This window comes from Arthrobacter sp. SDR-2R (genome assembly GCF_057747955.1).
Genome location: NZ_CM173231.1, coordinates 2,073,300 through 2,100,040 on the forward strand (window position 1 = coordinate 2,073,300; position 26,741 = coordinate 2,100,040).

29 protein-coding genes, 1 other RNA gene and 1 riboswitch are annotated in these 26,741 nt (G+C 64.6%); of the genes, 20 read left to right on the plus strand and 10 right to left on the minus strand.

Annotated elements, in window-relative coordinates:
* Positions 1-2: 2 nt before the first annotated feature.
* The 17 genes from AC3ANU_RS09625 to AC3ANU_RS09705 all read left to right on the plus strand — a co-directional run bounded on the left by AC3ANU_RS09625 (position 3) and on the right by AC3ANU_RS09705 (position 16,020).
* A complete protein-coding gene (locus tag AC3ANU_RS09625) occupies positions 3-359 on the plus strand; it encodes a hypothetical protein (protein WP_488315895.1) in 357 nt (118 codons plus the stop codon).
* A 346-nt stretch (positions 360-705) separates the two neighbouring features.
* Positions 706-1,929 (plus strand): TadA family conjugal transfer-associated ATPase, encoded by a 1,224-nt coding sequence (locus tag AC3ANU_RS09630; protein WP_488315896.1) that lies wholly within the window; start codon positions 706-708, stop codon positions 1,927-1,929.
* Complete coding sequence (locus AC3ANU_RS09635; protein WP_134163814.1) at positions 1,926-2,783, plus strand: type II secretion system F family protein; 858 nt, start codon at positions 1,926-1,928, stop codon at positions 2,781-2,783. The genes AC3ANU_RS09630 and AC3ANU_RS09635 overlap by 4 nt, the downstream gene beginning before the upstream one ends.
* Positions 2,780-3,721 carry a type II secretion system F family protein gene (locus AC3ANU_RS09640; RefSeq protein WP_144599911.1) on the plus strand — a complete coding sequence of 314 codons (942 nt, stop codon included), beginning with the start codon at positions 2,780-2,782 and terminating at the stop codon, positions 3,719-3,721. The genes AC3ANU_RS09635 and AC3ANU_RS09640 overlap by 4 nt, the downstream gene beginning before the upstream one ends.
* A 76-nt stretch (positions 3,722-3,797) precedes the next feature.
* Positions 3,798-4,094: a hypothetical protein gene (locus AC3ANU_RS09645; RefSeq protein ID WP_018768475.1), complete on the plus strand. Its 297-nt coding sequence runs from the start codon at positions 3,798-3,800 to the stop codon at positions 4,092-4,094.
* A gap of 3 nt (positions 4,095-4,097) precedes the next feature.
* On the plus strand, positions 4,098-4,511 hold the full coding sequence (locus tag AC3ANU_RS09650) for a TadE family protein (protein ID WP_488315897.1): 414 nt from the start codon (positions 4,098-4,100) through the stop codon (positions 4,509-4,511).
* On the plus strand, positions 4,492-5,169 hold the full coding sequence (locus AC3ANU_RS09655; protein WP_488315898.1) for a hypothetical protein: 678 nt from the start codon (positions 4,492-4,494) through the stop codon (positions 5,167-5,169). Before AC3ANU_RS09650 ends, AC3ANU_RS09655 begins: the two co-directional genes overlap by 20 nt.
* Entirely contained in the window at positions 5,166-5,612 is a 447-nt protein-coding gene (locus tag AC3ANU_RS09660; protein ID WP_488315899.1) for a pilus assembly protein TadG-related protein, read from the plus strand. Before AC3ANU_RS09655 ends, AC3ANU_RS09660 begins: the two co-directional genes overlap by 4 nt.
* A gap of 73 nt (positions 5,613-5,685) precedes the next feature.
* Positions 5,686-6,801, plus strand: a complete 1,116-nt coding sequence (prfB, locus tag AC3ANU_RS09665; protein WP_018768471.1) for a peptide chain release factor 2 — start codon at positions 5,686-5,688, stop codon at positions 6,799-6,801.
* A gap of 187 nt (positions 6,802-6,988) precedes the next feature.
* Entirely contained in the window at positions 6,989-7,777 is a 789-nt protein-coding gene (gene ftsE, locus AC3ANU_RS09670) for a cell division ATP-binding protein FtsE (RefSeq protein WP_488315900.1), read from the plus strand.
* Entirely contained in the window at positions 7,774-8,688 is a 915-nt protein-coding gene (ftsX, locus tag AC3ANU_RS09675; RefSeq protein ID WP_018768469.1) for a permease-like cell division protein FtsX, read from the plus strand. The genes ftsE and ftsX overlap by 4 nt, the downstream gene beginning before the upstream one ends.
* 29 nt (positions 8,689-8,717) lie before the next feature.
* A complete protein-coding gene (locus AC3ANU_RS09680; RefSeq protein ID WP_488315901.1) occupies positions 8,718-10,148 on the plus strand; it encodes a peptidoglycan DD-metalloendopeptidase family protein in 1,431 nt (476 codons plus the stop codon).
* A gap of 83 nt (positions 10,149-10,231) precedes the next feature.
* Positions 10,232-10,705: an SsrA-binding protein SmpB gene (smpB, locus tag AC3ANU_RS09685; RefSeq protein WP_009356865.1), complete on the plus strand. Its 474-nt coding sequence runs from the start codon at positions 10,232-10,234 to the stop codon at positions 10,703-10,705.
* 73 nt (positions 10,706-10,778) lie between these two features.
* Positions 10,779-11,147, plus strand: a transfer-messenger RNA (tmRNA) gene (gene ssrA, locus AC3ANU_RS09690).
* 116 nt (positions 11,148-11,263) lie between these two features.
* On the plus strand, positions 11,264-11,725 hold the full coding sequence (locus tag AC3ANU_RS09695) for a pyridoxamine 5'-phosphate oxidase family protein (protein WP_144599907.1): 462 nt from the start codon (positions 11,264-11,266) through the stop codon (positions 11,723-11,725).
* A gap of 87 nt (positions 11,726-11,812) precedes the next feature.
* Positions 11,813-14,998 carry an HAD-IA family hydrolase gene (locus AC3ANU_RS09700; protein WP_488315902.1) on the plus strand — a complete coding sequence of 1,062 codons (3,186 nt, stop codon included), beginning with the start codon at positions 11,813-11,815 and terminating at the stop codon, positions 14,996-14,998.
* Entirely contained in the window at positions 14,995-16,020 is a 1,026-nt protein-coding gene (locus AC3ANU_RS09705; protein ID WP_018768464.1) for an ATP-dependent 6-phosphofructokinase, read from the plus strand. Before AC3ANU_RS09700 ends, AC3ANU_RS09705 begins: the two co-directional genes overlap by 4 nt.
* A gap of 4 nt (positions 16,021-16,024) precedes the next feature.
* On the opposite strand, the gene AC3ANU_RS09710 is transcribed toward AC3ANU_RS09705, so the two are convergent.
* Positions 16,025-17,035: a zinc-dependent alcohol dehydrogenase family protein gene (locus tag AC3ANU_RS09710; RefSeq protein ID WP_488315903.1), complete on the minus strand. Its 1,011-nt coding sequence runs from the start codon at positions 17,033-17,035 to the stop codon at positions 16,025-16,027.
* 21 nt (positions 17,036-17,056) lie between these two features.
* Complete coding sequence (locus AC3ANU_RS09715; protein WP_018768462.1) at positions 17,057-17,527, minus strand: pyridoxamine 5'-phosphate oxidase family protein; 471 nt, start codon at positions 17,525-17,527, stop codon at positions 17,057-17,059.
* Between the two features lie 168 nt (positions 17,528-17,695).
* Between AC3ANU_RS09715 and AC3ANU_RS09720 the strand changes: the two genes are divergently transcribed.
* Positions 17,696-18,574 (plus strand): hypothetical protein, encoded by an 879-nt coding sequence (locus AC3ANU_RS09720; RefSeq protein ID WP_488315904.1) that lies wholly within the window; start codon positions 17,696-17,698, stop codon positions 18,572-18,574.
* A gap of 10 nt (positions 18,575-18,584) precedes the next feature.
* The gene (locus AC3ANU_RS09725) at positions 18,585-19,640 is read left to right on the plus strand and encodes a zinc-dependent alcohol dehydrogenase family protein (protein WP_488315905.1); all 1,056 of its coding nucleotides are present in this window, start codon (positions 18,585-18,587) and stop codon (positions 19,638-19,640) included.
* 12 nt (positions 19,641-19,652) lie between these two features.
* Here AC3ANU_RS09725 and AC3ANU_RS09730 read toward each other — a convergent pair whose 3' ends face one another.
* Positions 19,653-20,117: a pyridoxamine 5'-phosphate oxidase family protein gene (locus AC3ANU_RS09730; protein ID WP_488315906.1), complete on the minus strand. Its 465-nt coding sequence runs from the start codon at positions 20,115-20,117 to the stop codon at positions 19,653-19,655.
* 162 nt (positions 20,118-20,279) lie between these two features.
* On the opposite strand from AC3ANU_RS09730, the gene AC3ANU_RS09735 reads away from it, so the two are divergent.
* On the plus strand, positions 20,280-21,263 hold the full coding sequence (locus tag AC3ANU_RS09735) for a S1C family serine protease (protein WP_488315907.1): 984 nt from the start codon (positions 20,280-20,282) through the stop codon (positions 21,261-21,263).
* Between the two features lie 48 nt (positions 21,264-21,311).
* Here AC3ANU_RS09735 and AC3ANU_RS09740 read toward each other — a convergent pair whose 3' ends face one another.
* The 7 genes from AC3ANU_RS09740 to hisN all read right to left on the minus strand — a co-directional run bounded on the left by AC3ANU_RS09740 (position 21,312) and on the right by hisN (position 26,710).
* Complete coding sequence (locus AC3ANU_RS09740) at positions 21,312-21,689, minus strand: hypothetical protein (RefSeq protein WP_018768457.1); 378 nt, start codon at positions 21,687-21,689, stop codon at positions 21,312-21,314.
* Positions 21,690-21,752: 63 nt separating this feature from the next.
* Positions 21,753-22,151: a fluoride efflux transporter FluC gene (locus AC3ANU_RS09745; RefSeq protein WP_056388044.1), complete on the minus strand. Its 399-nt coding sequence runs from the start codon at positions 22,149-22,151 to the stop codon at positions 21,753-21,755.
* Positions 22,148-22,585, minus strand: coding sequence for a fluoride efflux transporter FluC (locus tag AC3ANU_RS09750; RefSeq protein ID WP_051081310.1), 438 nt, complete (start codon positions 22,583-22,585; stop codon positions 22,148-22,150). Before AC3ANU_RS09750 ends, AC3ANU_RS09745 begins: the two co-directional genes overlap by 4 nt.
* A complete protein-coding gene (locus tag AC3ANU_RS09755) occupies positions 22,557-23,270 on the minus strand; it encodes a metal-dependent transcriptional regulator (protein WP_018768454.1) in 714 nt (237 codons plus the stop codon). Before AC3ANU_RS09755 ends, AC3ANU_RS09750 begins: the two co-directional genes overlap by 29 nt.
* A gap of 45 nt (positions 23,271-23,315) precedes the next feature.
* On the minus strand, positions 23,316-24,074 hold the full coding sequence (locus AC3ANU_RS09760) for a class I SAM-dependent methyltransferase (protein WP_056388041.1): 759 nt from the start codon (positions 24,072-24,074) through the stop codon (positions 23,316-23,318).
* 102 nt (positions 24,075-24,176) lie between these two features.
* The gene (locus tag AC3ANU_RS09765) at positions 24,177-25,595 is read right to left on the minus strand and encodes an aminotransferase class V-fold PLP-dependent enzyme (RefSeq protein WP_478223205.1); all 1,419 of its coding nucleotides are present in this window, start codon (positions 25,593-25,595) and stop codon (positions 24,177-24,179) included.
* 36 nt (positions 25,596-25,631) lie between these two features.
* Positions 25,632-25,745, minus strand: a riboswitch (SAM riboswitch).
* A gap of 152 nt (positions 25,746-25,897) precedes the next feature.
* The gene (gene hisN / locus AC3ANU_RS09770) at positions 25,898-26,710 is read right to left on the minus strand and encodes a histidinol-phosphatase (RefSeq protein ID WP_018768451.1); all 813 of its coding nucleotides are present in this window, start codon (positions 26,708-26,710) and stop codon (positions 25,898-25,900) included.
* Between the last annotated feature and the right edge of the window lie 31 nt (positions 26,711-26,741).

Sequence of the window (26,741 nt, forward strand, 5' to 3'; positions counted from 1 at the left end):
ATGTGCCCTCTGTTGCGAGCGATTCGGCGCTGAGCTTCTGGGCGGTGGGCGACGGGGAAGCAGAGGTCACTCTCTTGGACCTCTGCCCCATTTCCGCCCCGCCGGGGCCGATGGCCTGGGCCATTGACTGGGGAGCAGCCGACGTCGGCGAACTGGCTGCGATGGAAGGCTGCGGCGACGCTGTGGTTGTTGGTGCCGGCGTCGCCTGTGGCAGCGTAGTGGCAGTTTGGGACGGGGCAGGCGTTGGTGTGGGACTGGGCTCCAAAGCGGAAGCTGCTCCGATCAGGCCAGGGCCGGTCAGCAAGGAGGCAGCTAATAAGCCGGCCCCAAGGGACATCATGATTGGGCGACGGGACTGAGACAGGTTCCGCTTCATATGTGCTCCGGAGACAATGCGGCGCTCCCCCAAGCGCCTCTTTGGATACTGCTCAGGTGATTTCCCCCAGGAAGGCACCTGATAGTGCTATTTCGATAAATAACGCGCTCACCATAGCACCAGTGTTACTGGCGCAACCAGTGATTCTGGTGTTACTTATGTGAATCCTGTGGTCTTCGAAGCGAAATCTTGAGCCCTACTAAGGGGAATCTTGAGGGTCGTCAGTTATCCACAGGAGTGCTGAATGACTTGTTGCGGCAGGACGCTCTACTTAAGCTGTACCCAGTCGAACTGCCTCCGCTGGGGGCGGCAGTTGTATGGGGGAACATATGGACGCGCTGGAAATTGTCGAGGACGAAGTCCGCGAGCTCATCCGCCGTCGTGGGCTGGACCCACTGAGGCAGGCAGGAGAGGTCCGTAGGCTGGTGGAAGCAGCCGTCACTGACTATGACGAGCGCGCCCTTATGGGGCCTCTTCCACCCCTTGGCCCGTTGGATGCTGCCCGTAGGTTCCTGTTCGATGCCGTAGCCGGCTTTGGAGTGCTCCAGCCACTCCTCGACGATCCTTCAATAGAAGAGATCTGGCTCAACGCGCCAAACGAAATATATGTGGCACGCAACGGGGAGTCAGAGCTGACCTCGCTGAGCCTCTCCGAGCAACACGTGCGTGACCTCGTAGAACGCATGCTCAAAAGCTCCGGCAGGCGGCTGGACATGTCGTCCCCTTTTGTGGACGCGGCACTGCCGGACGGATCCAGGCTCCACGTAGTCATTCCGGATGTAACCCGCCGGCACTGGGCCGTGAACATCCGCAAATTCGTCGTGAAGGCCAGCCGACTGGAACACCTGGTCGAGTTGGGAACGCTGACACCGCAGTCGGCACGATTTCTCGGCGCAGCGGTGTCCAGTGGCCTCAACATCCTTGTGTCGGGGGCCACCCAGGCAGGCAAGACAACCATGCTGAACTGTCTGGCGGCGAGTATAGGTAGCCGGGAGCGTGTCATCACGGTCGAGGAGATCTTTGAACTTCAGTTTCCGCTCCGGGACGTGGTGGGTCTGCAGTGCCGGCAGCCGAACCTCGAAGGTGAGGGCGAAATTCCACTCCGTCGCCTGGTCAAGGAAGCGTTGCGGATGCGTCCGGACCGGCTGGTGGTAGGGGAGGTGCGGGAAGCCGAGAGCCTGGACATGCTGATTGCCCTTAACAGTGGCCTGCCCGGAATGTGCACCGTCCATGCGAACTCGGCGCACGATGCTGTGACCAAGATCTGCACGTTGCCGCTGCTGGCGGGGGACAACATCTCCAGTGCGTTCGTGGTCCCCACCGTTGCATCCTGCATCGACCTTGTAGTGCACTGCAGCAGGCATCCCGATGGGCGTCGGCAAGTGACCCAAATCCTATCGTTGGGGCGCCGCGTGGAAAACGGCATCATCGAGTCGTCACTGGTTTTCGCCCTGGAGAATGGAATCCTGCAACCACGGGCCAACGCCATGCCGGCAGCTGAGAAGTTTTCGCGTGCAGGATACGACCTCGCCACGCTGCTGGATCCGCGATGATCCCGGCGCTGATGGGGGCGGCGCTAGGGATGGGCCTCTTCCTCATTTGGTGGTCCTGTTGGGAAACGCCGGACCCCGGGAACCGCGTGCGAAAGCCCGGCCACCTGGCTGACCTGCTCGCGGTTGCCGGGGTCGACAGGGTCTCAGCCCGCGGTTTGGCCGGTACTTGCTTGGGCCTCGGGGTTTTTGTAGCACTGGTGTTCTACGGGCTTAGCCATTCGTGGCCCATTGCGGGCTGCTTCGGACTTTTCGGCACATGGCTTCCCGTCACCATCCTCAGGTGGCGGGCCAAAAAGAGGACGGCCCTGCTGCGCCAACTCTGGCCTGACGTCGTGGATCATCTGCGCTCTGCGATCCGTGCGGGCCTGCCCCTGCCCGAGGCCCTCATTCAGCTTGGAGAAAAGGGACCTGAGGAATTGCGGCCCATTTTTCGTGAGTTCGGCGCTGACTATCGCGCCGGAGGCCAGTTTGATGGGTCTCTAAACAAGTTGAAGCAGCGATTGGCTGACCCGGTGGCCGACCGCATCGTCGAAGCGCTCCGGCTGACCCGGGAGGTAGGCGGTTCGGACCTGGGGAAGCTCTTGGGCACCTTGGCGGAATTCCTGCGGGAGAATGCCCGGACCCGCAGCGAGCTCGAGGCGCGGCAGTCGTGGACCATCAATGCCGCCCGGCTTGCCGTCGCGGCTCCCTGGATCGTGATGATCCTGCTTGCCAGCAGGCCGGAGGCGATCCAGGCCTACAACACGCCTATGGGCGCCGCAGTCCTGCTCGGCGGCTTGGTGGTCTCGCTTGTTTGCTACACGGTGATGTTGAAGATCGGGGCCCTGCCACAGGACGAAAGGGTGCTCCGATGATCATCATCCCGCCTGCAGCAGTAATCTGCGGTATCGGCCTTGGCCTTGGTTTGTGGCTCGTGATCTTCCGGTCACCTCCCATGCGCGCCCTGACGCTTTCCCAACGCATAGAGCCCCAACTTAAGTCGCAAAACCTGGAGTCGAGGCTCCTGCACGCCGGCGAGCAGAACCTGACACCTTTCGGCCCCCTCGAACGAATTTTCCGTCCCGTCTTCCGGGACTGGCTGTCCGCATTGGGAAGACTGAACCCCACGCCTGGTGCCACGGGCCGGCGGCTGGCCCAGGCAGGAATCAACAAGTCTGCCATCGACTTCCGCGCTGAACAGTTGCTGTGGGCTGCTGCGGGTTTTGTCCTCTCAGCGACTTTCATGCTCATTGGAGCCGCAGCGGGCAGGTTCAGTCCGCTCTTGGCAGCGGCGGTAATTATCGGCAGTACCGCAGCGGGTTTTGTGTTGCGGGATTACTGGCTTGGCGCCCAGGTCCGCCGGCGGGAAGCGCGGATGATGGCCGAGTTTCCCAGCCTTGCCGAACTGATGGCCCTGGCCGTCGGCGCAGGGGAGAGCGCAACAGGCGCATTGGATCGCGTCTGCAGGAGTGCCAACGGTGAGCTGTCCAAGGAATTTTCGAAGATCCTCGCGGAGACCAGGGCCGGCAAGCCGCTGATTCTGGCAATGCAGGAGTTCTCTGCGCGCACCGACCTTGCGCCGCTGGTCAGGTTTGTTGACGGCATCATCGTTGCGGTGGAAAGAGGAACACCCCTTGCGGACGTGCTTCGCGCGCAGGCGCAGGACGTGCGCGATTCGGCCAAGCGGGACCTGATGGAAGCTGCCGGGAAAAAGGAAATCGCAATGATGGTGCCCCTGGTTTTCGGGGTGCTTCCCCTGACCGTGGTGTTTGCTGTCTTCCCCGGCCTGGCCGCCATCAACCTGGGCTTCTGATGGGGAGAAAGACCCGAAGCCCGGACCCGCTGCCATTAGTTAAAGCCCACCTTAGGAACCAGGAATAGGACTCAAGATGAAAACCATGGGAACCCGCTGTGCACTGCTGCTTCTTGGCCTTGCCGCTTTACTGCAGCTCAAGGTGCCCGCGACAGCCGGGAGGGGGCGCCCTATCGGTGCACAGTACACCGAAGGCAGGGAAGACCTTCAGGTGCCTCCGACCATCGGTAACGATAACCCTGAACGAGGGGACGTTCCGGGATGGGTGATGATAACCCTGATGTCCGCGGTCCTGGTTGCAGCCCTGCTGGCGCTCGCGGGCCCCGCCTTGGAGGCCATGTTCAACCAGGCAATGGACAAGGTGGGGAACTGAACCATGCTGCCGTCCGCTCACGGACCCGTGCAGCCAGTGCTGCCCAAGCCGGGCGAGCGGGGTTCAGCCGTGGTGGACTTCGTCCTGGTTGGCGGGTTGCTGACGATGTTCTTCCTTGCGATTATTCAGCTGACCCTGGTTCTGCATGTCCGGAACACACTTATTGATGCTGCTGCCTCTGGTGCCCGGTACGGCACACTCGCTGACCGCAATGCCGCCGACGCGCAAGAGCGGACCCGCAGCCTCATCAGCATGGCCCTGAACGAAGGCTTTGCTGACCAGGTCAGTACGCAGGAAGTAACTGTCCAGGGGATGCGCACCCTGGAAGTGACTGTCCGTTCCCCAATGCCGGTCATCGGTCTGATTGGGCCCCGGGACCTGCTGGAGGTGAAAGGGCATGCGGCTGTCCAGCCTTGATCCGTTCAGCGCCAGCCCGTTGCCCCACCCCGACGGACCACCCCGCGCCAGTGCGCAGTCCTGTTCCAGTGCCCAGTCCCGCTCCAGCGCACAGTCCGGTTCCAATCTGTTCCTGGTCACGGCCCGCGTGGCAGAAGTGCTCTGCAGGGAGCGTGCCGGGGGCACGCACGTGGGCGACCCATCCCACTGCCCCAGGCCTGCTCGCGGGGAGCACCAGCAGCAGGGCTTTGTGCATGAGGAGCAGGGGAGCGGACACGAGCAAGGAAGTGCGGTAGTCGAGTTCACGTTCCTTGCACTTCTGCTGATGGTCCCGCTGGTGTACTTCGTGATCACCGTCGGGCAAATCCAGGGCGGTTCCTTCGCCGTGGTGGGTGCCGCGGACCAGGCGGCCAAGGTTTATGTGGCACAGCCGGATTCCTCCACAGCCCAGGCAGCTGCGGAGCAGGCCGTGGCCCTCGCCCTTTCCGACTTCGGGCACCAGGCAGACAGGGCCCGCATGGCCACGACCTGCAACCCTGCTGACTGCCAGGCCGCCGGAACCACGGTGACTGTCACCGTAAGCCTGAGCGTACCGCTGCCGTTCATTCCATTCGCCGACGGATTATCAGCCACGGAGGTTGAGGCGTCTTCCACCCAATTGGTAGGCCGGTACCGGTGAAACGCGGGGAATCGGACCAGAGCGGCCAGGTCATGGTGATGATTCTCGGCTACATCACCCTGGCACTTCTGGTGGCGACGGTCGTCGTCGGCATATCTGCCGTCTATCTGGAGCACAAGCGCCTGCTGTCCCTGGCAGACGGGGCATCGCTTGCGGCGGCCGACAGCTACACCCTGGGAGAAGTCACATCCCAGGGTGGAAGCCCCTCGGCTGTCCTTAATCCCGCGCGCGTCCGCAATGTAGCTGCCGACTTCGTCTCGAGGAGCCCAGCCTCGCAGCGTTTCTCAGGCCTCGCCGTCGCCGCTACAACGGGTACACCTGACGGCTCCACCGCCGTCGTGGTCCTCACGGCAGACATGCACCCACCTGTGGTGAACTTCCTTGTCCCTGATGGCATCCGAATCGAAGCGACGTCCACCGCCCGCTCACGCCTGACCCGCTGAGTCATGCACCCGCTGAGCCAATGATCCTGGCAGCGCCGGGCCGTACCGCTCCATAGCGTAGGCTTAAACAACCATGGCCAATATTGATTTTTCCGCTGAAATCCGGGCGCTGCGCGCCACCTACGAGTCCATTGAACGCGTCAGCGACGTGGAGACACTCAAGGAGGACATCGCCGAACTCAGCGAGCGGGCAGGGGAGCCGGACCTTTGGGACGACCCCGCGGCCGCGCAGAAAATCACCTCCCGGCTTTCCCACCGCCAGTCCGAACTGGAGCGACTCACCAGCCTGGCATCCCGGATCGACGACCTTGAAGTCCTCGTTGAGCTTGGGCAGGACGAGGACGACGCGGACTCGATGGGGGAGGCCGCGACAGAACTTGAGTCCATTAGGAAAGCCCTCAAGGACCTGGAAGTGGTCACCCTGCTGTCCGGCGAGTACGACGAACGCGAAGCCGTGGTCTCCATCCGCGCCGGCGCGGGAGGCGTGGACGCCGCAGACTTCGCCGAGATGCTGATGCGCATGTACCTCCGGTGGGCCGAGCGGCACGGCTACCCCACCACCGTCATGGACACGTCCTACGCGGAGGAGGCCGGGCTCAAGTCGGCCACCTTCGAGGTGAAGGCTCCCTACGCGTACGGCACGCTCAGCGTGGAAGCCGGAACCCACCGTCTCGTCAGGATCAGCCCGTTCGACAACCAGGGCCGCCGCCAGACGTCCTTTGCCGCCGTGGAAGTCATTCCGCTGATCGAGCAGACGGACTCCATCGACATCCCGGACAACGAAATCAGGGTGGACGTGTTCCGTTCGTCGGGCCCCGGCGGCCAGTCGGTCAACACCACGGACTCCGCCGTCCGCCTCACCCACATCCCGACCGGCACGGTGGTTTCCATGCAAAACGAGAAATCGCAGCTGCAGAACCGCGCCGCCGCCATGCGCGTGCTGCAGTCCCGGCTCCTGCTGCTGAAGAAGGAGCAGGAGGATGCGGAGAAGAAGGCGCTGGCCGGCGATGTTAAAGCTTCGTGGGGTGACCAGATGCGCTCCTACGTTCTGAACCCGTATCAAATGGTGAAGGACCTGCGCACCGAGCACGAAGTGGGCAACACGTCCGCAGTGTTCGACGGCGAGATTGACGACTTCATCGATGCGGGCATCCGCTGGCGTACTGACAACCGCAACGCCGAAAAGTAGGCCTGCCGGCCCCGCCGTCCTGCAGCTGATCCAGCGACACGCCCCCGAAAGCAGGTCGAAGCACGGGGGACCCTGCGTATAGTCGAGGGGCCGGGGCCCTACTTTCCCCAAACGAAAACCCGTGCACCGGCTGCAGAACTGGGCTGCATCACAAGAATCAGCCATGCCCTGCAGGGTACTTAGGGCCATGATCCGATTCGAAAATGTCACCAAGGTTTACGACCAGAAAGCCCGTCCGGCGCTGGACTCTGTCACCCTTGAGATTGACCGCGGCGAATTCGCCTTCCTTGTCGGTGCGTCCGGCTCCGGAAAATCCACCTTCCTCCGCCTGGTGCTGAAGGAAGACCGCGCCACCTCCGGCGCTGTTTACGTCGCCGGCCAAAACGTCGCGAAGATTTCCAGTTGGCGTGTTCCGCGCCTCCGCCGGGGCATCGGCGTCGTGTTCCAGGACTTCCGCCTCCTGCCCCAAAAGAATGTCTTCGCCAACGTGGCGTTCGCCATGCAGGTCATCGGCAAGAGCCGCAGCGTCATCCGCGACACCGTCCCGGAGGTCCTGAAGACCGTCGGCCTCGAAGGCAAGGAACACCGCATGCCGCACGAGCTGTCCGGCGGCGAGCAGCAGCGCGTGGCCATCGCGCGTGCCGTGGTCAACCGGCCCGGGATCCTCCTCGCGGACGAACCCACCGGAAACCTGGACCCCACCACGTCCATGGGAATCATGGGCGTCCTGGACAAGATCAACCAGAACGGAACCACCGTGGTGATGGCCACCCACGATGACGACATCGTCAACGAAATGCGCAAACGGGTGGTCGAACTCAGGAACGGCGTGGTGATCCGCGACGAAGCCAAGGCCTTGTACACCTCGATGATTCCCGTCGTCGGCCAGTCCAGGCGCCTTAAGGACGCCAGTGGCAGGGAAACGCCCGACGGCGGCCTGCCGGGCAATGGCGCTGAAAGCGAGGCCCAGCGGTGAGGCTCGCATTCATCCTTTCGGAAATCGGCAGCGGGCTGCGCCGGAACCTTTCCATGGTGGTCTCGGTCATCCTGGTGACGTTCGTGTCCCTCACCTTCGTGGGTGCGGCCGGAATGCTGCAAATGCAGATCAACCAGATGAAGGGCTACTGGTACGACAAGGTCCAGGTGGCGATCTTCCTTTGCAGTGAAGGTTCGACGGCGCCGGGTTGCGCTTCCGGGCCAGTCACCCCTGAGCAGCAACAGGGCTTGAACGCGCTCCTTGAGTCCCCGGCCGTGGCGCAGTACATCAACGACTTTCAGTTCGAGTCCAAGGATGAGGCCTACAAGCACTTCAAGGACCAGTTTTCGAACTCTCCGATCGTCGATTCCGTGACGCCGGACCAGCTGCCCGCATCGTTCCGGATCAACATGAAGGACCCGGAAAAGTACCAGATCATCAGCGAGACGTTTTCCTCCCAGCCAGGCGTGGAAACGGTGATCGACCAGCGCCAGCTCCTCGAACGCCTCTTCTCGGTGATGAACGGTGCGTCCCTTGTGGCGGTCGGCATCGCAGGGGTCATGATCGTCTGCGCCATCCTGCTGATCGCCACCACCATCAGGCTCTCCGCGTTCAGCCGGCGCCGCGAAACCGGAATCATGCGCCTGGTCGGTGCCTCAAAAACCGTGATCCAGCTGCCGTTCATCCTGGAAGGCGTCATAGCAGCCGTCATCGGCGCTGCCCTGGCCTCGGGCACCCTGTGGGCCGTAGCGCAATACTTCCTGGGCGACTATATGTCGCGGCAATACCCGGATACGGCCTTTATCTCATCCGGGCAGACCCTGATCATCGCCCCGGCGCTGATAATCCTTGGCGGATCCTTGGCAGGAATTTCGTCTCTCTTGACCTTACGTAGATATTTGCGCGTTTAGGCTGTGCACACCGCGACCTAGGAATGCCCATGAACCTCATTCACCAAACCTTGCCCCGCCCCCGGCACAGCCGAGGGCGGGCCGCTGCCCGCCGTTTGGGGATCGTCAGCGGCGTGCTCACCGTCATCCTTTCGGCCGGGATGGCCCTTGCCACACCCGTCGCTTTCGCCGACGACCTCGAAGACCGCCAAGCCGCGCTCGAGGCCGAAGCCGCACGCGTCCAGGCATCCCTCGAATTCGTCGATTCCCGGATCGCCAAGGCCGCCAGCGACCTGGTGATCTACCAGGGACAGTTGCCCGGTGCCCAGCAGGCACTCCTTGAGGCACAGGGGCGGGTAGCCGGGGCTGTCAAGGAGGTAGAGGCGCTGTCGGCCCGCGTGGACATGGCCCAGCAGAACAAGGCCAAGATCACCCAGCAGCTGGAGACGGACAAGCAAAAGATCGCGGACACCAAGAAACTGATTGGGCAGATCGCCACCCAGGCCTACAAATCCGGCGGCGTTCCTTCGAACCTGTCGCTCTTCTTCGGCTCCAACAGGGGCAGCAGCCTGACCGAAACCATGGACCTTGCGGACCAGGCCATGCGCAGCCAGAACGCAGCCATGGACAAGCTCAGCCAGCAGAACGCCACCAACGTCAACTCCGAAGCGCGCCTGCAAGCTGTCGAAGCTGAGATCAAGGACCTCAAGGCCAAGGCCGACGCCGCCCTGGAGCGGGAGAAGGCCGCCCGCGACGAGGCTGCGGCCAAGAAGGCCCAAGTCGACCAGCTCATTGCGAACACCACCCGCCTCGATGCCGAACTCCAAGCGGCAAAGCCCGGCATCCAGGCCCAGTTGGCCGGCGTCCAGGCCAACCAGAACCAGGTGGCCAACGAGATCGCCGAACGCGACCGCAGGGCCCGTGAAGCTTGGGAAGCCGAGCAGCGCAGGCAGGCGGCTGCTGCTGCCGCTGCGGCGGCCGCGGCCGCGGCCGCCGCAAACCGCCCGGCCCCGCCCGCGCAGCCGTACGTCCCGCCCGCCGCGGGATCGCCGTCGGCGTTTGGCCTCCGCCACCCCTTCGACGGCAGCATCCCCATCACCTCCGGTTTTGGCTACCGCACCACCCCGCCGGGAACCATCGACTTCTATGGCACCGGTGGATACATGCACACCGGAATCGACTTTGGCGCAGCCTGCGGCACGCCCGTGTATGCGGCAGCTGCCGGTGAGGTCTTCAGCTCAGGCTGGAATTCCGCCGATGGTGGCGGTTGGCGCGTCAAGATCGATCACGGCGTGGTGCAGGGCAATACGCTCACCACCATCTACTACCACAACTCCAGCATCGTGGTTTCGAATGGGCAGAGGGTCTCCCAGGGCCAGCTCATTGCCTACTCCGGCAGCACCGGCAACTCCACGGGTTGCCACGCCCACTTCGAAACCTGGCTCAATGGTGCCGCCGTCGACCCCATGGGATTGCTGTAGGGGCGAAGCGCTGCTGCCGTAGACTGGTATAGCTCCGCGCCGCAGGCCCGGAGGCACCCGACCTGAACCCGAGGAGTTTCCCCGTGCCTAAAGAAAGTGGCCGTAAGGTAGTGGCCACCAACCGCAAGGCCCGGCACGATTACCACGTGCTGGATACTTACGAGGCCGGCATCGCGCTGATGGGCACCGAAGTGAAGTCCCTGCGTGAGGGCCACGCCTCCATGGTGGACGGATTCTGCACGTTCTATAACGACGAACTGTGGATGGAAGCCATCCACATTCCCGAATACAACCAGGGCAGTTGGACCAACCACGCGGCACGCCGGCGCCGCAAGCTGCTGCTGCACCGGGAAGAACTCATCAAGATCTCCCACAAGGTCCGGGAGTCCGGCTACACCATTGTTCCCCTCCAGCTGTACTTCGTGGACGGCAAGGCCAAGGTGGAAATCGGTGTTGCCCGCGGCAAGCGCGAATACGACAAGCGGCAGACGCTGCGGGAACAGCAGGACAACCGTGAAGCCCAGCGTGAGATGCGCGAGCGCAACCGGCGCCGGTAGGAATTATTTCCACGGGTCATGCGTTAGTATGGATAGTCCGGCAGGCTTGCCAGCCGGTTTGGTAACAAAATACGGGGATGATCGGTTTCGACGGTGTTAGTCGCGACAGGTGAAGCGGGCCGAGGATGCAGAATTATCTCGTAAACGCTTTCTGCAAACCAATAAGTGCCGAATCTAAGCGCACTGACTTCGCTCTTGCTGCCTAAGCAGTAAGACAGTCCGTCAGCCCGGGGTTGCTATCGCCCCGGATCCTGGCGTCATTTAGATAGCCACTGCTGTTTGCTCCCGTCATCGGAGTAAACGGGACTTTTAGATGACTGGGCCCGGATCAGCCAGCTGTTTGCAGCATGGCTGGGGCCGAGAAAATCCGACGCAAACTGCGCCCGGAGAAGCCCTGACAACACGACATCGGACGGGGGTTCAATTCCCCCCATCTCCACCCACGGGTAAAACACCCCGGTCTTCGGACCGGGGTGTTTTTCTTTGCCTGTCAAGGCAAGGGGACCCGGGCCTAAATGCTCTACCGGGCTGGCCCCGCAAGCCGTTACCTTCGACTGCATGCACAACGATCCACCGCAAACGCCTACCGAAGTCCTGGACGCCGGAACGTGCTGGGACCTCCTGCGTGGAGTATCCGTCGGCCATTTGGCAGTGCTGGTGAACGGATACCCGGAGGTGTTCCCGGTCAACTACAAAGTGGACCACGAATCGCTGGTCTTCCGGACGGGGGAGGGAACGAAACTGCGCGCAGCAGGCGGGCCGCTCGCCGTCGCCCTGGAAGCCGACGGCCATGATGCCGCCAAAGCATGGAGCGTCCTGGTCAAAGGCAAGGCCGTCATCCTCGAGCCATCGGAGGAACTGATGAAGGGAGCAGGGCTTACCCTGTTTCCCTGGCAGGCCGGTGAAAAGGAGCACTTTGTCCGGATCGTTCCCAACTCCGTAACGGGCAGGCGTTTTTCCATCACGTCCCCGTTGACCTGGTGGAGCCACGTGGGGCACACAGCCGGCGCAAAGACATAGGGTTCCAGTGGCCGCGTCGTGACCCGGCGGCCGCGCCGGGCCCTAGGGCCCTGTCCGGAATGACCGCTTTGCTGGTACCACTGACCTATGATCGGGTCGCCCACCGCCGCTGCTGCCAAGCCACCGTTTGACGCCGTCATCTTCGACCTGGACGGGGTGGTCACCAATACAGCGCTGGTCCACCAGGCTGCCTGGAAAGATGCGTTCGACCGGATCCTGCGTGACCCAAGAGTCCCTGCCGGCGCCAACCGTGCCCCGCTCAGCAGGAATGACTACCTCACCTTCATCGACGGGATGCCGCGGGAGGAGGGGGTGGTACGGTTCCTGGCTGCCAGGGGAGTGCAGGTTGAGAAGGGAAACGAGACGGACGAAGCCGGCGCATGGACCGGGTTCGGCCTGGGTGCCTGGAAGAACGAACTGTTCCTGAAACACCTCCGGACCGACGGCGTCCAGAGTTACCCAGGCACCCTGGATTTGCTGCAGAGGCTTGCGGGCGCGGCAGTGCCCACTGCTGTGGTCACCTCAAGCCGGAACGCCGGGTTGGTCCTGGAAGCGGCGGGCATCCAGGATCTCTTCAGGGTGGTGCTGGACGGAACGACGGCGGCCCGGCTCGGCCTGCGCGGAAAACCGGCGCCGGACGTCTTTCTTGCGGCCGCATCGCGGCTTGGGGTCTCCCCGCCACATGCGGTGGTGATCGAGGACTCCGCGGCGGGGGTTGAGGCCGGCCGCCGGGGTGACTTCGGCCTCGTTGTCGGAATCGACCGGACCGGCAACCGCCGGCAGCTTGAGGCAGCCGGCGCCCATACCGTCCTCAACGACGTGGGGGAGCTGGATCTGGGCCAGGTCATCGGCAACGCCTGGCACCTCGTCTATGAAGGTTTCGACGCCGCACACGAGGGACACCGGGAAGCCCTGACCACGCTGGGCAATGGTTACATGGGCGTCCGCGGGGCGGCGCCCGAAGGCGGCAGCTTCAGCTACGCGGGCATGTACCTCGCCGGCGTCTACAACCGTGTCCGCGCGGAAGCCGGCGGCGAGACGCTGCTGGAAGAACACATGGTCAACGCCCCCAACTGCCTGCCGCTCGACCTGCGCCTGCCGGGCCAGCAGTGGTGGTCGGAGGGCGGAATGACCTCGGTCCGCGAGCACAGGGTCCTGGACCTCAGGCGGGCGGTACTGGAGCGGCGGCTGCTGCTGGAGACAGCCGACCACCGCAGGCTGGAAGTAGTGCAAACCCGTTTCGCGTCCATGGCCGAGCCCCATCTGCTGGTCCTTGAGACGGTTATCACCGCGCTGGGCTGGAGCGGTCAGGTGGAGGTCCGCAGCGGTGTCAACGCCGGGGTCCGCAACGCCAACCTCCCCGAACATGCCCAGGGTTCGGACGTCCACATCGCTGACAGGACAGCCTCCCACCGCTCCATCCCTGAGCCGTCCGCGCTTGCTGCCTCCGTCGTCGAAGTGGAAACTACCCAGAGCCTCATCCGCATCGCCGCGGCCTATCGAACACAGGTATTCCCGGAAGCGGAGGGAGTTGAGGAGGGCAGGAAAGGGGCCTTCCATTTCCAGACTCTTCTGCTGTCCCTCAGTGCCGGCGCCGCGGTGCGGATCACCAAGACGGTGGCAGTGGTGACGTCCCGTGACCGTGCCATATCCTCTCCGGAAGCCGGTGCCCGTGCGGTCCTGGCGCGTATCCCCGGGGACTTCGATTCGCTGCTGACGGCGCACGAGGAAGCGTGGCGGCGCGAGCTGCGGCCGTTCATGGTGGAGATCGATGCCCCGGTCCAGGTGCGCCTTGTCCTGAACCTGCACATATTCCATCTGCTGCAGACACTGACACACCATACGACCGAACTGGATGCCGGTGTGACGGCGCGTGGACTCCACGGCGAGGGCTACCGGGGCCACGTCTTTTGGGATGAGCTGTTCGTCCTGCCGGTACTCGCCTCGAGGACGCCTGAGGTTGCGCGTGCCGTCATCGATTACAGGTGGCGGCGGCTTCCCGCCGCCCGGCATGCCGCGGCCCTGGAAGGTCTGGCAGGGGCGAAATTTCCGTGGCAAAGCGCCAGCGCCGGAACCGAGGAAACGCCCAAATGGTTGTACAACGACAGGTCCGGCAGGTGGGTCAAGGACTACTCGCACCTGCAGGTGCACTCCGGACTTGCTGTCGCGTTCAATGCCTGGCAGTACTTCCAGACCACTGGTAACAAGATCTGGCTCCTGCAAAAGGGGGCGGAACTGGTGATCGAGGTTGCCCGTTTCTTCCGCTCACTGGCGGACTACGACCAGCAGGAGGGCCGTTACCACCTGCGCGGCGTCGTGGGACCGGACGAATACCACACCGGCTATCCCGGCAGCGACGGACCCGGCCTGGACGACAATGCCTACACCAATGTCATGGCGGCATGGGCCTGCTCCACGGCAAGGGGAATCATGGCTTTCCTGCACGGCAGCGAACGTGCCGTACTCATGGAACGCCTGGGTGTCACAGAGGAGGAAACCGCCGGGTGGGCGCACGTGGGATCGGCGATGTACGTCCCCTTTCACGAGGACGGCGTCATTAGCCAGTTCGAGGGCTACGGGTCGTTGAAGGAACTCGACTGGGACCACTACCGGGACAGGTACGGCGACATTGAGCGGCTGGACCTCATCCTCGAGGCCGAAGATGACAGTACCAACTGCTACAAGCTGGCAAAACAGGCCGACGTCCTGATGCTCCCGTACCTGTTGGGACACGACGGACTGGTCAGCATTCTTCGGCGGCTTCAGTATGCATTCACGGCGGAACACCTTAACAAGACGATCGAGTATTACCTGGCCAGGACGGCGCACGGCTCCACCCTGAGCAGGGTTGCCCACGCGTCCGTCCTTGCGGGCTTGGACGCGGACCGGGCGTGGGACAGTTTCCGGGAAGCGCTCGACGCCGATCTTGACGATACCCAGCACGGCACCACGCGCGCGGGCATCCATTTGGGCGCGATGGCCGGAACCATCGACGTGGTCCAGCGCAGCTTTGCGGGGCTCCGGTTCAGCGGTGACACGATCCTGTTTGCACCCAACCTCCCCACCGGGCTGCGCGCCGTTGCCTTTGAGGTCCTCTACCGGGGACACCGCCTCCGCATACATCTCAAGGACGGGGACATGAGCATCGCCTCTGCTCCCGGTGACGCCGGCCCCATCAAGGTGCAGGTGCATGGCAATGACGAGGTCCTTCCTCCCGGGCAAACCCTCCATTTTCCGTTGCCTGTCCGGGCTTCGGGGGTGGTGGTCCGGTGAAGCGGCTGGGGATCCTCACCAGTGGCGGTGACTGCCCGGGCGTGAACGCGGTCATCCGGGGAGCCGTGCTGGGCGGACACGTTTCGCATGGCTATGGATTCATCGGGTTCCGGGACGGTTGGCGGGGTGTGTTGGAGCAGGACATTTACCCTTTGCCCCGTACGAGTGTCCGTGGGATCGCCCGCCTGGGTGGAACCATCCTGGGCACGTCCCGGACCAACCCGCTGGTGGGCAATGGAATCGAGGGTGTCCGTGCCTGCGTCCGGCACAACGAACTGGACGGCCTGATTGCCATTGGGGGAGAGGGAACACTGGCAGCCGCCCGGGAACTCTGCTCCCAGGGCATCAACGTGGTGGGAGTGCCCAAGACCATCGACAATGACCTCGGCGCCACCGACTACACCTTCGGCTTTGATTCTGCGGTGCAGACCGCCACCGAAGCCATCGACCGGCTCCGGACCACCGGCGAATCGCACCACCGGTGCATGGTGGCCGAGGTCATGGGCCGCAGTGCGGGCTGGATAGCACTGCATTCCGGGATGGCATCGGGCGCGCACGCCATCCTGATACCTGAACATCCGGTGTCCCTGGACCAAATTTGCTCGTGGGTGCTGTCAGCCCGTGACCGGGGCAGGGCTCCGCTCGTGGTGGTGGCCGAGGCCTTCGCTCCTGAAGGCCACGAAGCACCGTACGCGCCCCGTGGCCTGGATACTTTCGGACGCCCGCGGCTGGGAGGCATCGGACTGCTGCTTGAAGGAGAACTGCAGCTGCGGACCGGCATCGAAACGCGCGCCACCGTCCTGGGTCACATCCAGCGTGGCGGCGAACCCACGGCCTTCGACCGTGTCCTTGCCACCAGGCTGGGCCTGGCCGCCGTCGAATCGGCAGCCGCCGGCAGGTGGGGCACCATGGTTTCGCTGCGCGGCACGGACATTGTCAACGTCGACCTTGAAGAAGCGCTGGGGGAACTGAAGGTGGTCCCTGAAGCGCGGTACCAGGAGGCCGCCGTCCTGTTTGGATGAGAGGCTACTGTTCCGGCCGGACCCGCAGGACTGCCGAACCGGTAATCCTGTCGGCAGCCAGGTCCTCAAGTGCCTTGGCCGCAGCCTGGAACGGGTAGGCCGTGGTGGTGAGGGTAAGCGAAAGCCTGGCTGCGAGAGCCAGGAACTCACGCCCGTCAGCCCGGGTATTGGCTGTCACGCTCCGCACCTGCCGTTCAAAAAAGAGCTCCCTGGTGTAATTGAGGGCCGGGATGTCGCTTAGGTGGATTCCGGCGATGGCAAGCGTTCCGCCCCGGTCCAGGGCGCGCAGCGCAGCCGGGACAAGGTCTCCAACCGGTGCGAAAAGAATGGCGGAATCGAGCGGTACCGGCGGCTGGTCATAAGCGTCCCCCGCATAATCAGCTCCCAACTCCAGGGCGAGCGACCGCGCGCCGTCAGACCGGGTCATGACATACACGGAGGCGCCCTGTTTAAGCGCCAACTGGGCGGTGATGTGGGCAGAGCTGCCAAAGCCGTAAATGCCAAGGCGGCCACCCACGGGAAGGGCGGCGCGCTTCAGCGCGCGGTACCCGATGATGCCCGAACACAGCAGTGGTGCCGCCTGCTCATCCGGGAAGGCTGGAGGTACCGGGTAGGCAAAGTCCTCCGCAACCGTCAAGTACTCGGCATAGCCGCCATCCCTGTCCCAGCCGGTGAAGACGGGCGACTGGCACAGATTTTCATCACCCCGGCGGCAGTAGTCGCACCTGCCGCAAACCCCGCCAAGCCACGCCACACCCACCCTGTCGCCAGTCCTGAACCGGGAGCAGTCAACTCCTGCCTCAACAACCACGCCGATTGCTTCATGCCCGGGCACAGTCTGCGCACGGTGCGGTGCCAGGTCTCCTTCAGCGAGGTGGAGGTCGGTGCGGCAAACACCGCAGACAGTCACTTCCACCACGAGTTCGTTGGCCGCAGGCGTGGGAGTGGCACGGAGTCCCTGAACCAGCGGGTGGGTGGATATGGGGCCCGGCCCGTTCACCCACCATGCGCGCACGGTGTCTCCTGCCCGTAATTCCTACTCGAAACCGGCGCGGGTTGCGTCGTCCAGCGAGGTTTGCCACAGCAGTGGTGCGTCCACCGTGAAGCGCCTCCCCGTTATTGACTCCGGCGTGATGCGGATGAAGTGCTCCTGCCCCACGCCCTGCCATGGAAACAGCGCCCGCTTGACGTCATCCAGGTCAGGGCCCGTGGGCGTCGCTTCAACAGCCGTGCCTTTGACCACGACGCTCCATGCGAGCCCGAATTGGGAGCTGACCGCATCTGCTTCGAGGGCCACGGTGGCTTCCGACTGGAGGGCCTGGTGCTTGGTACCGCCGCCGGTGCGGAAAACCAGCGTCCTGCCGTCCACCTTGTAATTGACGGGAAAGACATCCGGATGGCCATCGGCGATGACGGCCAGGCGCCCCACCCCGGTCTGGGCGAGGAGCGTCCAGCACTCGTCCGCGTCAAGGATTTCCGGCACAGGCACGTTCGTTTTCTCAGTCATAGGCCACAGCGTAGGCAACTCTCCCGCCTCCCGTAAGGGCATAAAGGCCCGGCCTCCAAGGAAGGACCAATGCCCAAGGAAGGACCAATGGCACTTGGGGTCCGGCCGGCCCAATGGGACGCTGTGGGGACGCCCGGGAAACGCTCATCTTCCGGTGAAAGGTGGCCCATGCTGACCCATCTGTTCCTCAACCGCCTGCTGTGGGCTGTTGCCGGACTGCTGGCGCTCGCCGCTGCGGCAACGGGGCTTTGGCGGCCCGGAATCTACAACAGGGTGGTTGCCGCTGACCTGATCCCCGGCGCCTACTCCCAGGACCTGCTCTCCGTCGCGGCCGGGCTCGCGTTGCTGTACCTGGCCTACGCGGTTGGCCCGCACAGGGCCAAATACCAGATCGTGGCACTGGGGCTCCTTGGCTACCTCTTCTACGCATACGGGATCTACGTCATTGAGCGGACGTACAACGGCCTGTACCTGCTCTACATGGCAGTCTACGCAGTGTCATTCTGGGCCATGGTCACCGCCGGGGCCACCATGGACCGCGACGCGCCATCCGCCTCCCTTCCCCGTGCACTGAGGCTGGTGTCAGCGGCCGGTGCCATCCTTCAGCCGCTGATCTTCTACCCTCTGTGGATCGGGATGCTCCTGCCCCTGATGCGCAGCGGCGAGCAGATTGACTCCCTCTACTCGTTCTTCATCCTGGACCTTTGCTTCATCATGCCCGGGTTCCTGATCCTGTCCTTCCTCACGTACCGGGGCCACCGTACGGGACTGCTGCTTCTCCCGGCCCTGTATGTCCTGGGTTTCACCCTCATTTTCTCCCTGGCGGTGGGTGAACTGGTTAAACCCCTGTTCGGTGCAGAACCAAGCCTGGCCGCCTTGCTGCCCGCCCTTGGGCTCTCGGGGCTTTTCCTGGTGCTCGGAAGCCTGCACATAGCCAAACTCCAGGCACTGGATCCGCCGGCAGCCAATCCCGCCGGCCCGCAGCCCAACCATCAGCTGTCCGCGCAAGCCGGCGGCGAACGTCGGAGAATCCGTCCCACACAGTAAGGAGAGACACATGAAAGCCCTCGTCTACGGCGGCCCGGGTGACAAGTCATGGACTGATGTCCCCGACCCCCGGATCCAGCAACCCGGCGACGTCATCGTCAAGGTCGATACCACCACGATCTGCGGCACCGACCTGCATATCCTCAAAGGTGACGTACCCGCCGTCGAAAAGGGCCGGATCCTGGGACATGAGGCGGTGGGAACCATCGTGGAAACCGGGCCTTCCGTGACCGGCCTGAAGGTGAATGACCGTGTCATCATCTCGTGCATCAAATCCTGCGGCCACTGTGCCAACTGCAAGACCGGACTCTATTCGCACTGCCTGGGAGGCGAGGGCCAGGAAGGCACCGGGTGGATCTTCGGACACCTGATCGACGGGACCCAGGCGGAGTATGTCCGCGTGCCGTACGCCGAAAACTCGCTGCACCTGCTGCCCGCGGGCGTCAGCGACGAACAGGCCGTCATGCTCTCTGATATCCTCCCCACCGGATTCGAAATAGGTGTCCAGTACGGCCGGGTGAAGCCCGGCGACACCGTGGCCGTTGTTGGTGCCGGGCCGGTGGGCCTGGCGGCGATCACCACGGCAGGACTGTACGGCGCAGCGACTGTGGTGGCCATCCACCTGGACGCCAACCGCCTGGCGAAGGCAAGGGAGTTCGGCGCCACGCACACTGTCCTTTCCGGCAGCAGTGACTGGAAGGAACAGGTCCTGGCCCTGACCGGCGGACAGGGCGTCGATGTGGCCATCGAAGCTGTTGGCGTGCCGGCAACATTTGGCATGTGCACCGACATAGTGCGGCCGGGTGGATCGGTGGCGAACGTTGGCGTGCACGGAAAACCGGTGGAGCTGCACCTGGAAAACCTGTGGATCCAAAACATCAACATCAGCATGGGGCTGGTGAATACCAACACGACGCCCATGCTGCTCAAGCTTGTGGCCCAGGGAAAGATCAGGGCGGAGAAGTTCGCCACGCACCATTTCAGTTTCGACCAGTTCCTTGACGCCTACGACACGTTTTCCCGGGCAGCCGAAACCAAGGCCCTCAAAGTGATCATCACGGCGTGAGACCGCAGGCCGCTACAGCCAGTCGGCGGAAAAATCGACCGGCGGCCACCAGCGGGTCCGCGGCCTGACAGCGAAACGGCGGCCGGTGATATCGGTGGGGGTAATGGCCACCAAGTGGTCCTTGATCCCCGGTTCCCAAGGTTCCCGGTCGGCGTCTTCCTCCGGAAGCTTCATGCTGGCTTCATCGAATGGCTGCGGCCTGCCCTTGGCGACAACGCTCCAGACCTGAGTGGCGTATGGGTTGAGGCCGTCCACCTCCAAGGCGGCAACCGACCCGCTGAGCAGGGCACGGAGCTTGGTCCCCGGCGCCGTGCGGAACAGCAGGGTGTCGCCGGCGACCGAAAAATTCACGGGAAAAATCTCGGGAACGTCACCGTTGATGACCGCCAGCCGCCCGATATAGGAGGACCGAAGGTACCGCCAGCACTCCTCAGCGTTCAGTATTTCCGTTTGAGACCCTGCAGGGGAGTCAGTCATGCTCCGATCCTAAAGCCTTGACAGCCGCACCGCACCGCAATGCCGGCGTTCACCCACGGCGTAGCTCCACCGGGAGTGGACCGTGCCCGGCCATTGTTGTCTCCCGTAAGGACCCGTAAAGGGCATGGATTGCCGGAAGCGGCACCAGACCGGAGGTGCGTCATGGAACAGGCGCGGGAACCCATATCCACCGGAGACGAGGACGTCCTGGACTCGTACTCGCAAACGGTCATGCGTGTCGCGGCAGCGGTTACGCCCCACGTGGCAGCCATCGAGATGACCGCGAATAGGGGCAACGGCAGGGTGAGGGTGGGCGCCGGCTCGGCCGTTCTCTTCACGGAGGACGGATACCTGCTCACCAACTCACACGTCGTGGCAGGCACCCGGCACGGTTTTGCGGTGTTTGGAGACGGGAGCCAGATGGAACTGGAACTGGTGGGAGCCGACCCCCTGTCCGATCTAGCAGTCGTCCACGGTTCGCGGCCCAAGGTGCCACCTGCTCAGTTCGGCGCGGCCGAGACCCTGCGCGTGGGCCAGCTTGTGATTGCCGTCGGAAACCCACTGGGCCTGGCGGGGTCAGTCACCGCGGGCGTGGTCAGCGGTTTGGGCCGGGCCATTCCAGTCTGGGCGGGCGGCAACAGGAGGGTGATCGAGGACGTTATCCAGACGGACGCAGCGCTGAACCCAGGCAACTCCGGTGGAGCGCTGGCGGACACGCACTCCAGGATCGTCGGCATCAACACCGCAGTGGCGGGCGCTGGGCTGGGGCTCGCCATACCAATCAATGCCACCACCCGCAGGATCATCTCCGCGCTCCTGTCAGACGGGAGGGTACGCCGTGCCTACCTGGGCCTTGTCAGCACGCCCATCCAGCTCAACCCCAGCGCTGTGATCCGCAGCGGGCTGCGCGAAGGGCTCCGCGTCGTGGAGGTCCTGCCCGGCTCGCCGGCGGACAAAGCAGGCCTTGCCGCGGGTGACATTATCGTCACCGCCGGAGGCCGTCCCGTCAGCAACGCCGAAAGCCTGCAGCGGCTCCTGTTTTCCGATGCCATCGGCGAGCCGCTGGACGTGAAGGTACTCCGCGACGGCACCGAGCTGCACCTCACCGCCGTCCCGGAAGAAATGACAGGCAACGGCGCAGGATAATGCCCGACGCCGGACCGAAGGTCCCCGGGGCACGTCACCCGGGCGGGCCTAAGGACGGACCGGAGGCGCTTCCACGTCCGCGATGCCCACGAAACGGGTCCCCACGCCGTCGTACTCGCTGCGGACGCACCCGGGGCGGACGGCGGGAACATCGGAAGGCGCATGATGGCTGCATACCACGTAGGTGAAGTCCGGCCACCACTTCTTGGGCCGGGCCGCCTCCTCATAGCCACAGACGGCGCATTCCAGGTGCACCCACACCGGCCGCTTGCCCGTCCGGTTGGCGCGCGACTGCACCAGCCATGGCGGAGGATTGTCGAGGATGGCGCGGAGTTCGGCCTCCGTCATCCACTTCGGCAGGCCGTGGCGCTGCGCCATCTCAAGGGGAACATCAAGGGTTATTGCGGCGTCGCGTCTGCTGATCATCACCTTCCACCATACGGGAGGCCGCCAAATCGCCGGCCGGGCCCCCAACGGGGAACAGCGTCGCTAGGAAGCCAGTGCACTGCCAGCGGCCGCGGCAGCAAAGCCAAGGCCCAGGTTAACCGCCACGTTCAGGGCCGCGGCGCCGAACCGTGCTTCGCTGAGCAGGCGGATGGTGGCGGTGGTCCACGAACTGAAGGTGGTAAGGCCGCCGGCCAGTCCGGTGGCCAAACCCACCTGCCATTCCGCGCCCAGTCCCAGCCCGGCGGTCAGGCCGTGTGCCAGACCGATGATGAAGCAGCCGACGACGTTGACCAGCAGGGTGGCCCAGGGCCAGTGCAACGCCGCACGGCCATCGGTGCGGACGCTGCGGATGCTGCTGTGGTGTGCAAACCAGCTGTCGATCCCGAACCGCAGCAGCGCCCCGGCCACGCCAAACACTCCCACCAGGGCTGCCGTGATCATGCCGGGCCCCGGTTCCGGGCGATGAGCCTTCCGGTGCGCCAGCCCAGGCCGGCCGCCGAAAGACCGAGCAACAGCGACAAGCCCAGGTAGAGGAGCCATACGGGGTGCTCACCCGCGCGTGCCAACTGGTCCGAGGCGAAAATGACCGCGGAAAAGGTGGTGAAGGAACCCAGCAGGCCCGGCCCGATGCCGGCGCGCAGCCAGAAGGCCGTGTGCGGGCGTGCCATCCAGACGGTGGTCAAAGCCGCGAGGACGAAACTGCCGCTGATGTTGATGCCCAGCGTGGCCCACGGGACCGAACCGGGCACGTCCGGAAACGCCAGGCCCAGCCCGTAGCGCAGCTCACTGCCGATCAGCCCGCCGGCGGCGACAGCCAGCCAGGCACGGGCGGTGGGCAACGCCACGTCAGAGCCCGTCCAGGGCGCAGCCGGCATGCGGCGCGTCGCTGGAGACCCAGAGCGCCGAGGCGATTTCCTCAGCGAAATCGTACTCACGGGCGCCGCCGGGACCACCGATCCGCACCACCAGGGCTCCGCCGAAAGGCCGCCGTCCCACCACCTCGACGTCCGCATCAAGGTCGATGGCCTGGGCGGCCAGGTAGCGCAGCAGTTCCGGGTTGTCGTCGCTGATCCGGGTGATCCTGCCGGTATGTCCCTGGTCCAGCTCGGCGAGGAGGTGCGCGCGCGGCATCAGCACCTGCCCGTCCGCCGTGGGGATTGGATCGCCGTGCGGGTCACGCTTCGGGTCCCCGAGCTTGGCGGCGACCCGTTCGATGAACGTGTCCGATACGGCGTGTTCGAGTTGTTCAGCCTCATCGTGGACTTCGTCCCAGCTGTATCCGAGCCGCTGGACAAGGTATGTCTCGATCAGCCGGTGGCGCCGGACCATGGACAGCGCCAGCCGCAGGCCGGCCTCGGTCAGCGTGACGGCGCTGTAGGGCTTGTGGTCCACCAGGCCCTGGTCCTTGAGTTTGCGGACCATTTCCGAAACCGAGGAATTTGCCACCCCCAGCCGCTGTGCGAGCTGGGAGGACGTGATGGGCTTGTCCTGCCATTCGGTAAAGGAATAAATGACCTTGACGTAATCCTCGATCGAGGAGGAGGGCGCGCTGGTCTTCACGAATCCAAGCCTACCGGCTCTGCAGGCGCCATACGGGATGCGCCGTCATGCCTTGACGGCCCGCCAAGCCAGGGTGAGGTAGGGAAGGTCGATTTCCTGGTCAGGGGTGTAGGCAAGGTGTTCGTGCAGGTACCAGTCCAGGTTGGCCAGGACCTTGGCCCGCGTTGACTCGCCGGCCCGGAGGTAGTAGCTGCGGGATTTAGTGAGTTCCATCAGGTCCGTGGTGTCCACTGTGTCCTGCCAGTGGGTGACATGCCCTTCGAGCCCCTGGAACTCCGGGCCGATGACGGGCTTGTGCCCCGGCCGGTAGACGTCGCCTGCGTGCATGATCCGGGAGAGCCGGTGCACCCAGGGCACTGAGGTGTCCAGCTGGTTCCACACCAGGCCGAGGGTTCCGTGCGGGCGCAGCACGCGGGCCAGTTCGGTGCTTGCCGCCAGGGCGTCGCACCAGTGCCACGCCTGGGCTACGGTGACGACGTCGAAGCTGGCGTCGGGCAGGCCTGTCGCCTCGGCAGTCCCCGGCATCGCCGTGGCAGCCGGGTAGTGTTCCGTGAGCTGGGCGAGCATGTCCGCCGAGGGGTCCACGGCCGTGACGTCCAGCCCCATGTCCAGCAGCAGCGCGGTGAACTTTCCGGTACCGGCACCAACGTCGAGGGCTTCATGGGCGTCGGCGGGCACCAGCCACCGGGCTGACTCCTCAGGGTAGCCGGGCCGGACGCGCTGGTAGTGCCTGCCGCCGTCCTGGAAGCTCTGGCCCAGTTCCCTGCGCCGCCCGTGATCAAGCTTGGGGCCACCCCGAACCACGCGTGGCCTCCTTCAGCTGACGTCCTGCGGTACCTTTCGAATTTACCGCATTCCCCTGACGCACGGTCAGCCGGCTGAAACAGGAGTGGCCGGTCTCCGGCGTCAGTCGTCGATGCAGGGCGCTGCGCCGGCTGTTCCAGGGGTGTTGGGCGCCCAGTGCGGGTAGGTGCGGGTGTCGTTGGCAGGGACCCAGCGGCCTGCGTCCACCACGTAGTCCCAGCCCAGCCCGTTGCTCCGGAGCGCCTGGATGCCGGCCAGCAGGCGCTCGGCATCTTCCAGGCGCGAACCGACGCCGAAGCTGGCGCGGAGGGAACCGGACGGCAGGCCCAGGCGCTTCAGCAGGGGATGGGCGCAGAAGCGCCCGTCACGCAGGCCCACGCCATGCTCTGCCGAAAGGTACGCAGCCACCAGTCCTGCGTCGTATCCCTCGACGGAGAAGTTGACCACCCCGATGGTGTCCGTTTCGGGGTTGGTGTCCTTGAAGATCTGGTGAACCGTGACGCCGTCGATCCGCTGGAGTCCCTCCACCAGGAAGGAGCGGATGGCGGACTCGTGGGCGTGCCAGCGTTCCTGGTCCAGGCCGGCAATGACCTGGGTGGCGCGGGCCAGCGTGGCGGCCCCCAGGACGTTCGGCGAGCCCCCCTCATGGCGGGCCGGGCCGGTGGCCCAGCTGACGCCGTCGAGCCTGGCTTCCTTGACGGCGCCGCCCCCGGCGAGGTGCGGGACGCCGGCGTCCAGCCAGTCCGGGCGTCCCACCAGGACGCCGGCGCCGAAGGGCGCGTACAGCTTGTGGCCGGAGAAGGCGAGGTAGTCGACGTCATCCGCGCTGATGTCTATGCGGCGGTGCGGCGCGAGCTGGGCCGCATCCACCACGATCCGTGCGCCATGTTCGTGGGCCAGCGCGGCCAGCGCCCGGATGGGGAGGATTTCGCCGGTCACGTTGGAGGCCCCGGTGACCGCGACCAGGCTGACACCGCCCTGTCCAAGCTCGGCACGTACGGCTTCAAGGGTGCCGGTGATGGTGTCGGCGGCGACGATGCTGCGGTGCGGGACGCCCTGCCACGGCAGGAGATTGGCGTGGTGTTCGATGTCCAGGTACAGCACTTCGCCGTCGTGGCGGCCATCGGTCACGGGAAGGCAGCCGGCCAGCAGGTTCAGCGAATCCGTCGTGTTGCGGGTGAAGATGACCGAATCATCCGGGCGGCCGCCCACGAAATCCCTGACGATGCTGCGCGCGTTCTCGTACACGGAGGTGCTGATCTGGGATGCGTATCCTGCCCCGCGGTGGACGCTGGCGTAGTAGGGGAGGATCTCATTCAGGTAAGCGGACACTACGGACAGTGCCGGGGCGGAGGCGCCGTAATCGAGGTTGGCGTACCGCACGTGGCCGCCCGAAATCAGGGGCGCCTGGATTTCGGCGCCGGTGACGGCAGCGAGCGGCCGGCCGGCTGCGGCGTGGCGTGCATGGGGGACGGCAGCTTCGGCAATGACGGGCTGGGGGGAGACGGTGGCAGTTGTCACAGAGACCTCACTTGGTACAGGACTCCGGCATAGTGGAATCCGCGCTTGCCGCATCCGCTCCGGACCGGCCTGGTCGTCACCCGGGGCACCCCACCGCGAATGGAGGGTTGCCGGCCAGCAAACCGGGGTTTTGCGCTGGCACTCGTGACCTGCATAAAAGCGTAGGACATGGGGCGGCCAGGACTGAAGCCGCGGCAATTGTTAAGGGCTTTGTTACGCGCCCCCGAATAAACGACGCCGGGCACCTGCCTTGGGAGGTGTCCGGCGTCGCATTATTCGTTCAAACGTGGAAAGCGCGTGAGTTACAGCAGATCGTCCAGGTACGGGTTCAATCGGTGCAGGACCTCCGAGTGCAGGATTGAGTTCGTGGCCAGGGCGTTCCCGCCGAACGGGCCGTCCTCGCCTTCCAGGGATGTGAACCGGCCGCCGGCCTCCACCACGATCGGCACCAGGGCAGCCATGTCATAGAGGTTCAGCTCGGGTTCGCAGGCGATGTCCACGGAGCCCTCGGCCACCATGCAATACGACCAGAAATCCCCGTAGGCCCGGGTCCGCCAAACGTCCTCGGTAAGGCCGAGGAACTCGTCAAGGTTTCCGCGTTCCTTCCACCCGCCCAGGCTGGAGTAGGAGAGGGAGGCGTCGGAAAGCTTCGACACGTTGGACACGCGGAGGCGGGTGGCGGCGGCAAGGGACCTGCCCATGTACGCGCCCATGCCTTTCGCCGCCCACCAGCGCTTGCCCAGGGCCGGGGCGCTGACGACGCCCACCACCGGTTCGCCCTCATCCACGAGGGCGATCAGCGTGGCCCATACGGGAACGCCGCGGACAAAGTTCTTGGTTCCGTCAATGGGGTCGATGATCCAGCGCCGGGAACCGTGGCCGGTGCTGCCGAATTCCTCGCCCAGGACGGCGTCGCGGGGGCGTGAACGGGAGAGCTGGCCCCGGATGGCTTCCTCGGCGGCCTTGTCCGCGTCGGTGACCGGCGTCAGGTCCGGCTTGGTCTCAACGTGGAGGTCCAGGGCCTTGAAGCGGCTCATGGTCTGGTCATCCACGGAGTCGGCCAGGACATGGGCCAGGCGCAGGTCATCGTTGTAGCTCGAAGCGGGTTGGATCATGGTTCCAAACTACCGTCTGTGGACGGTTCTG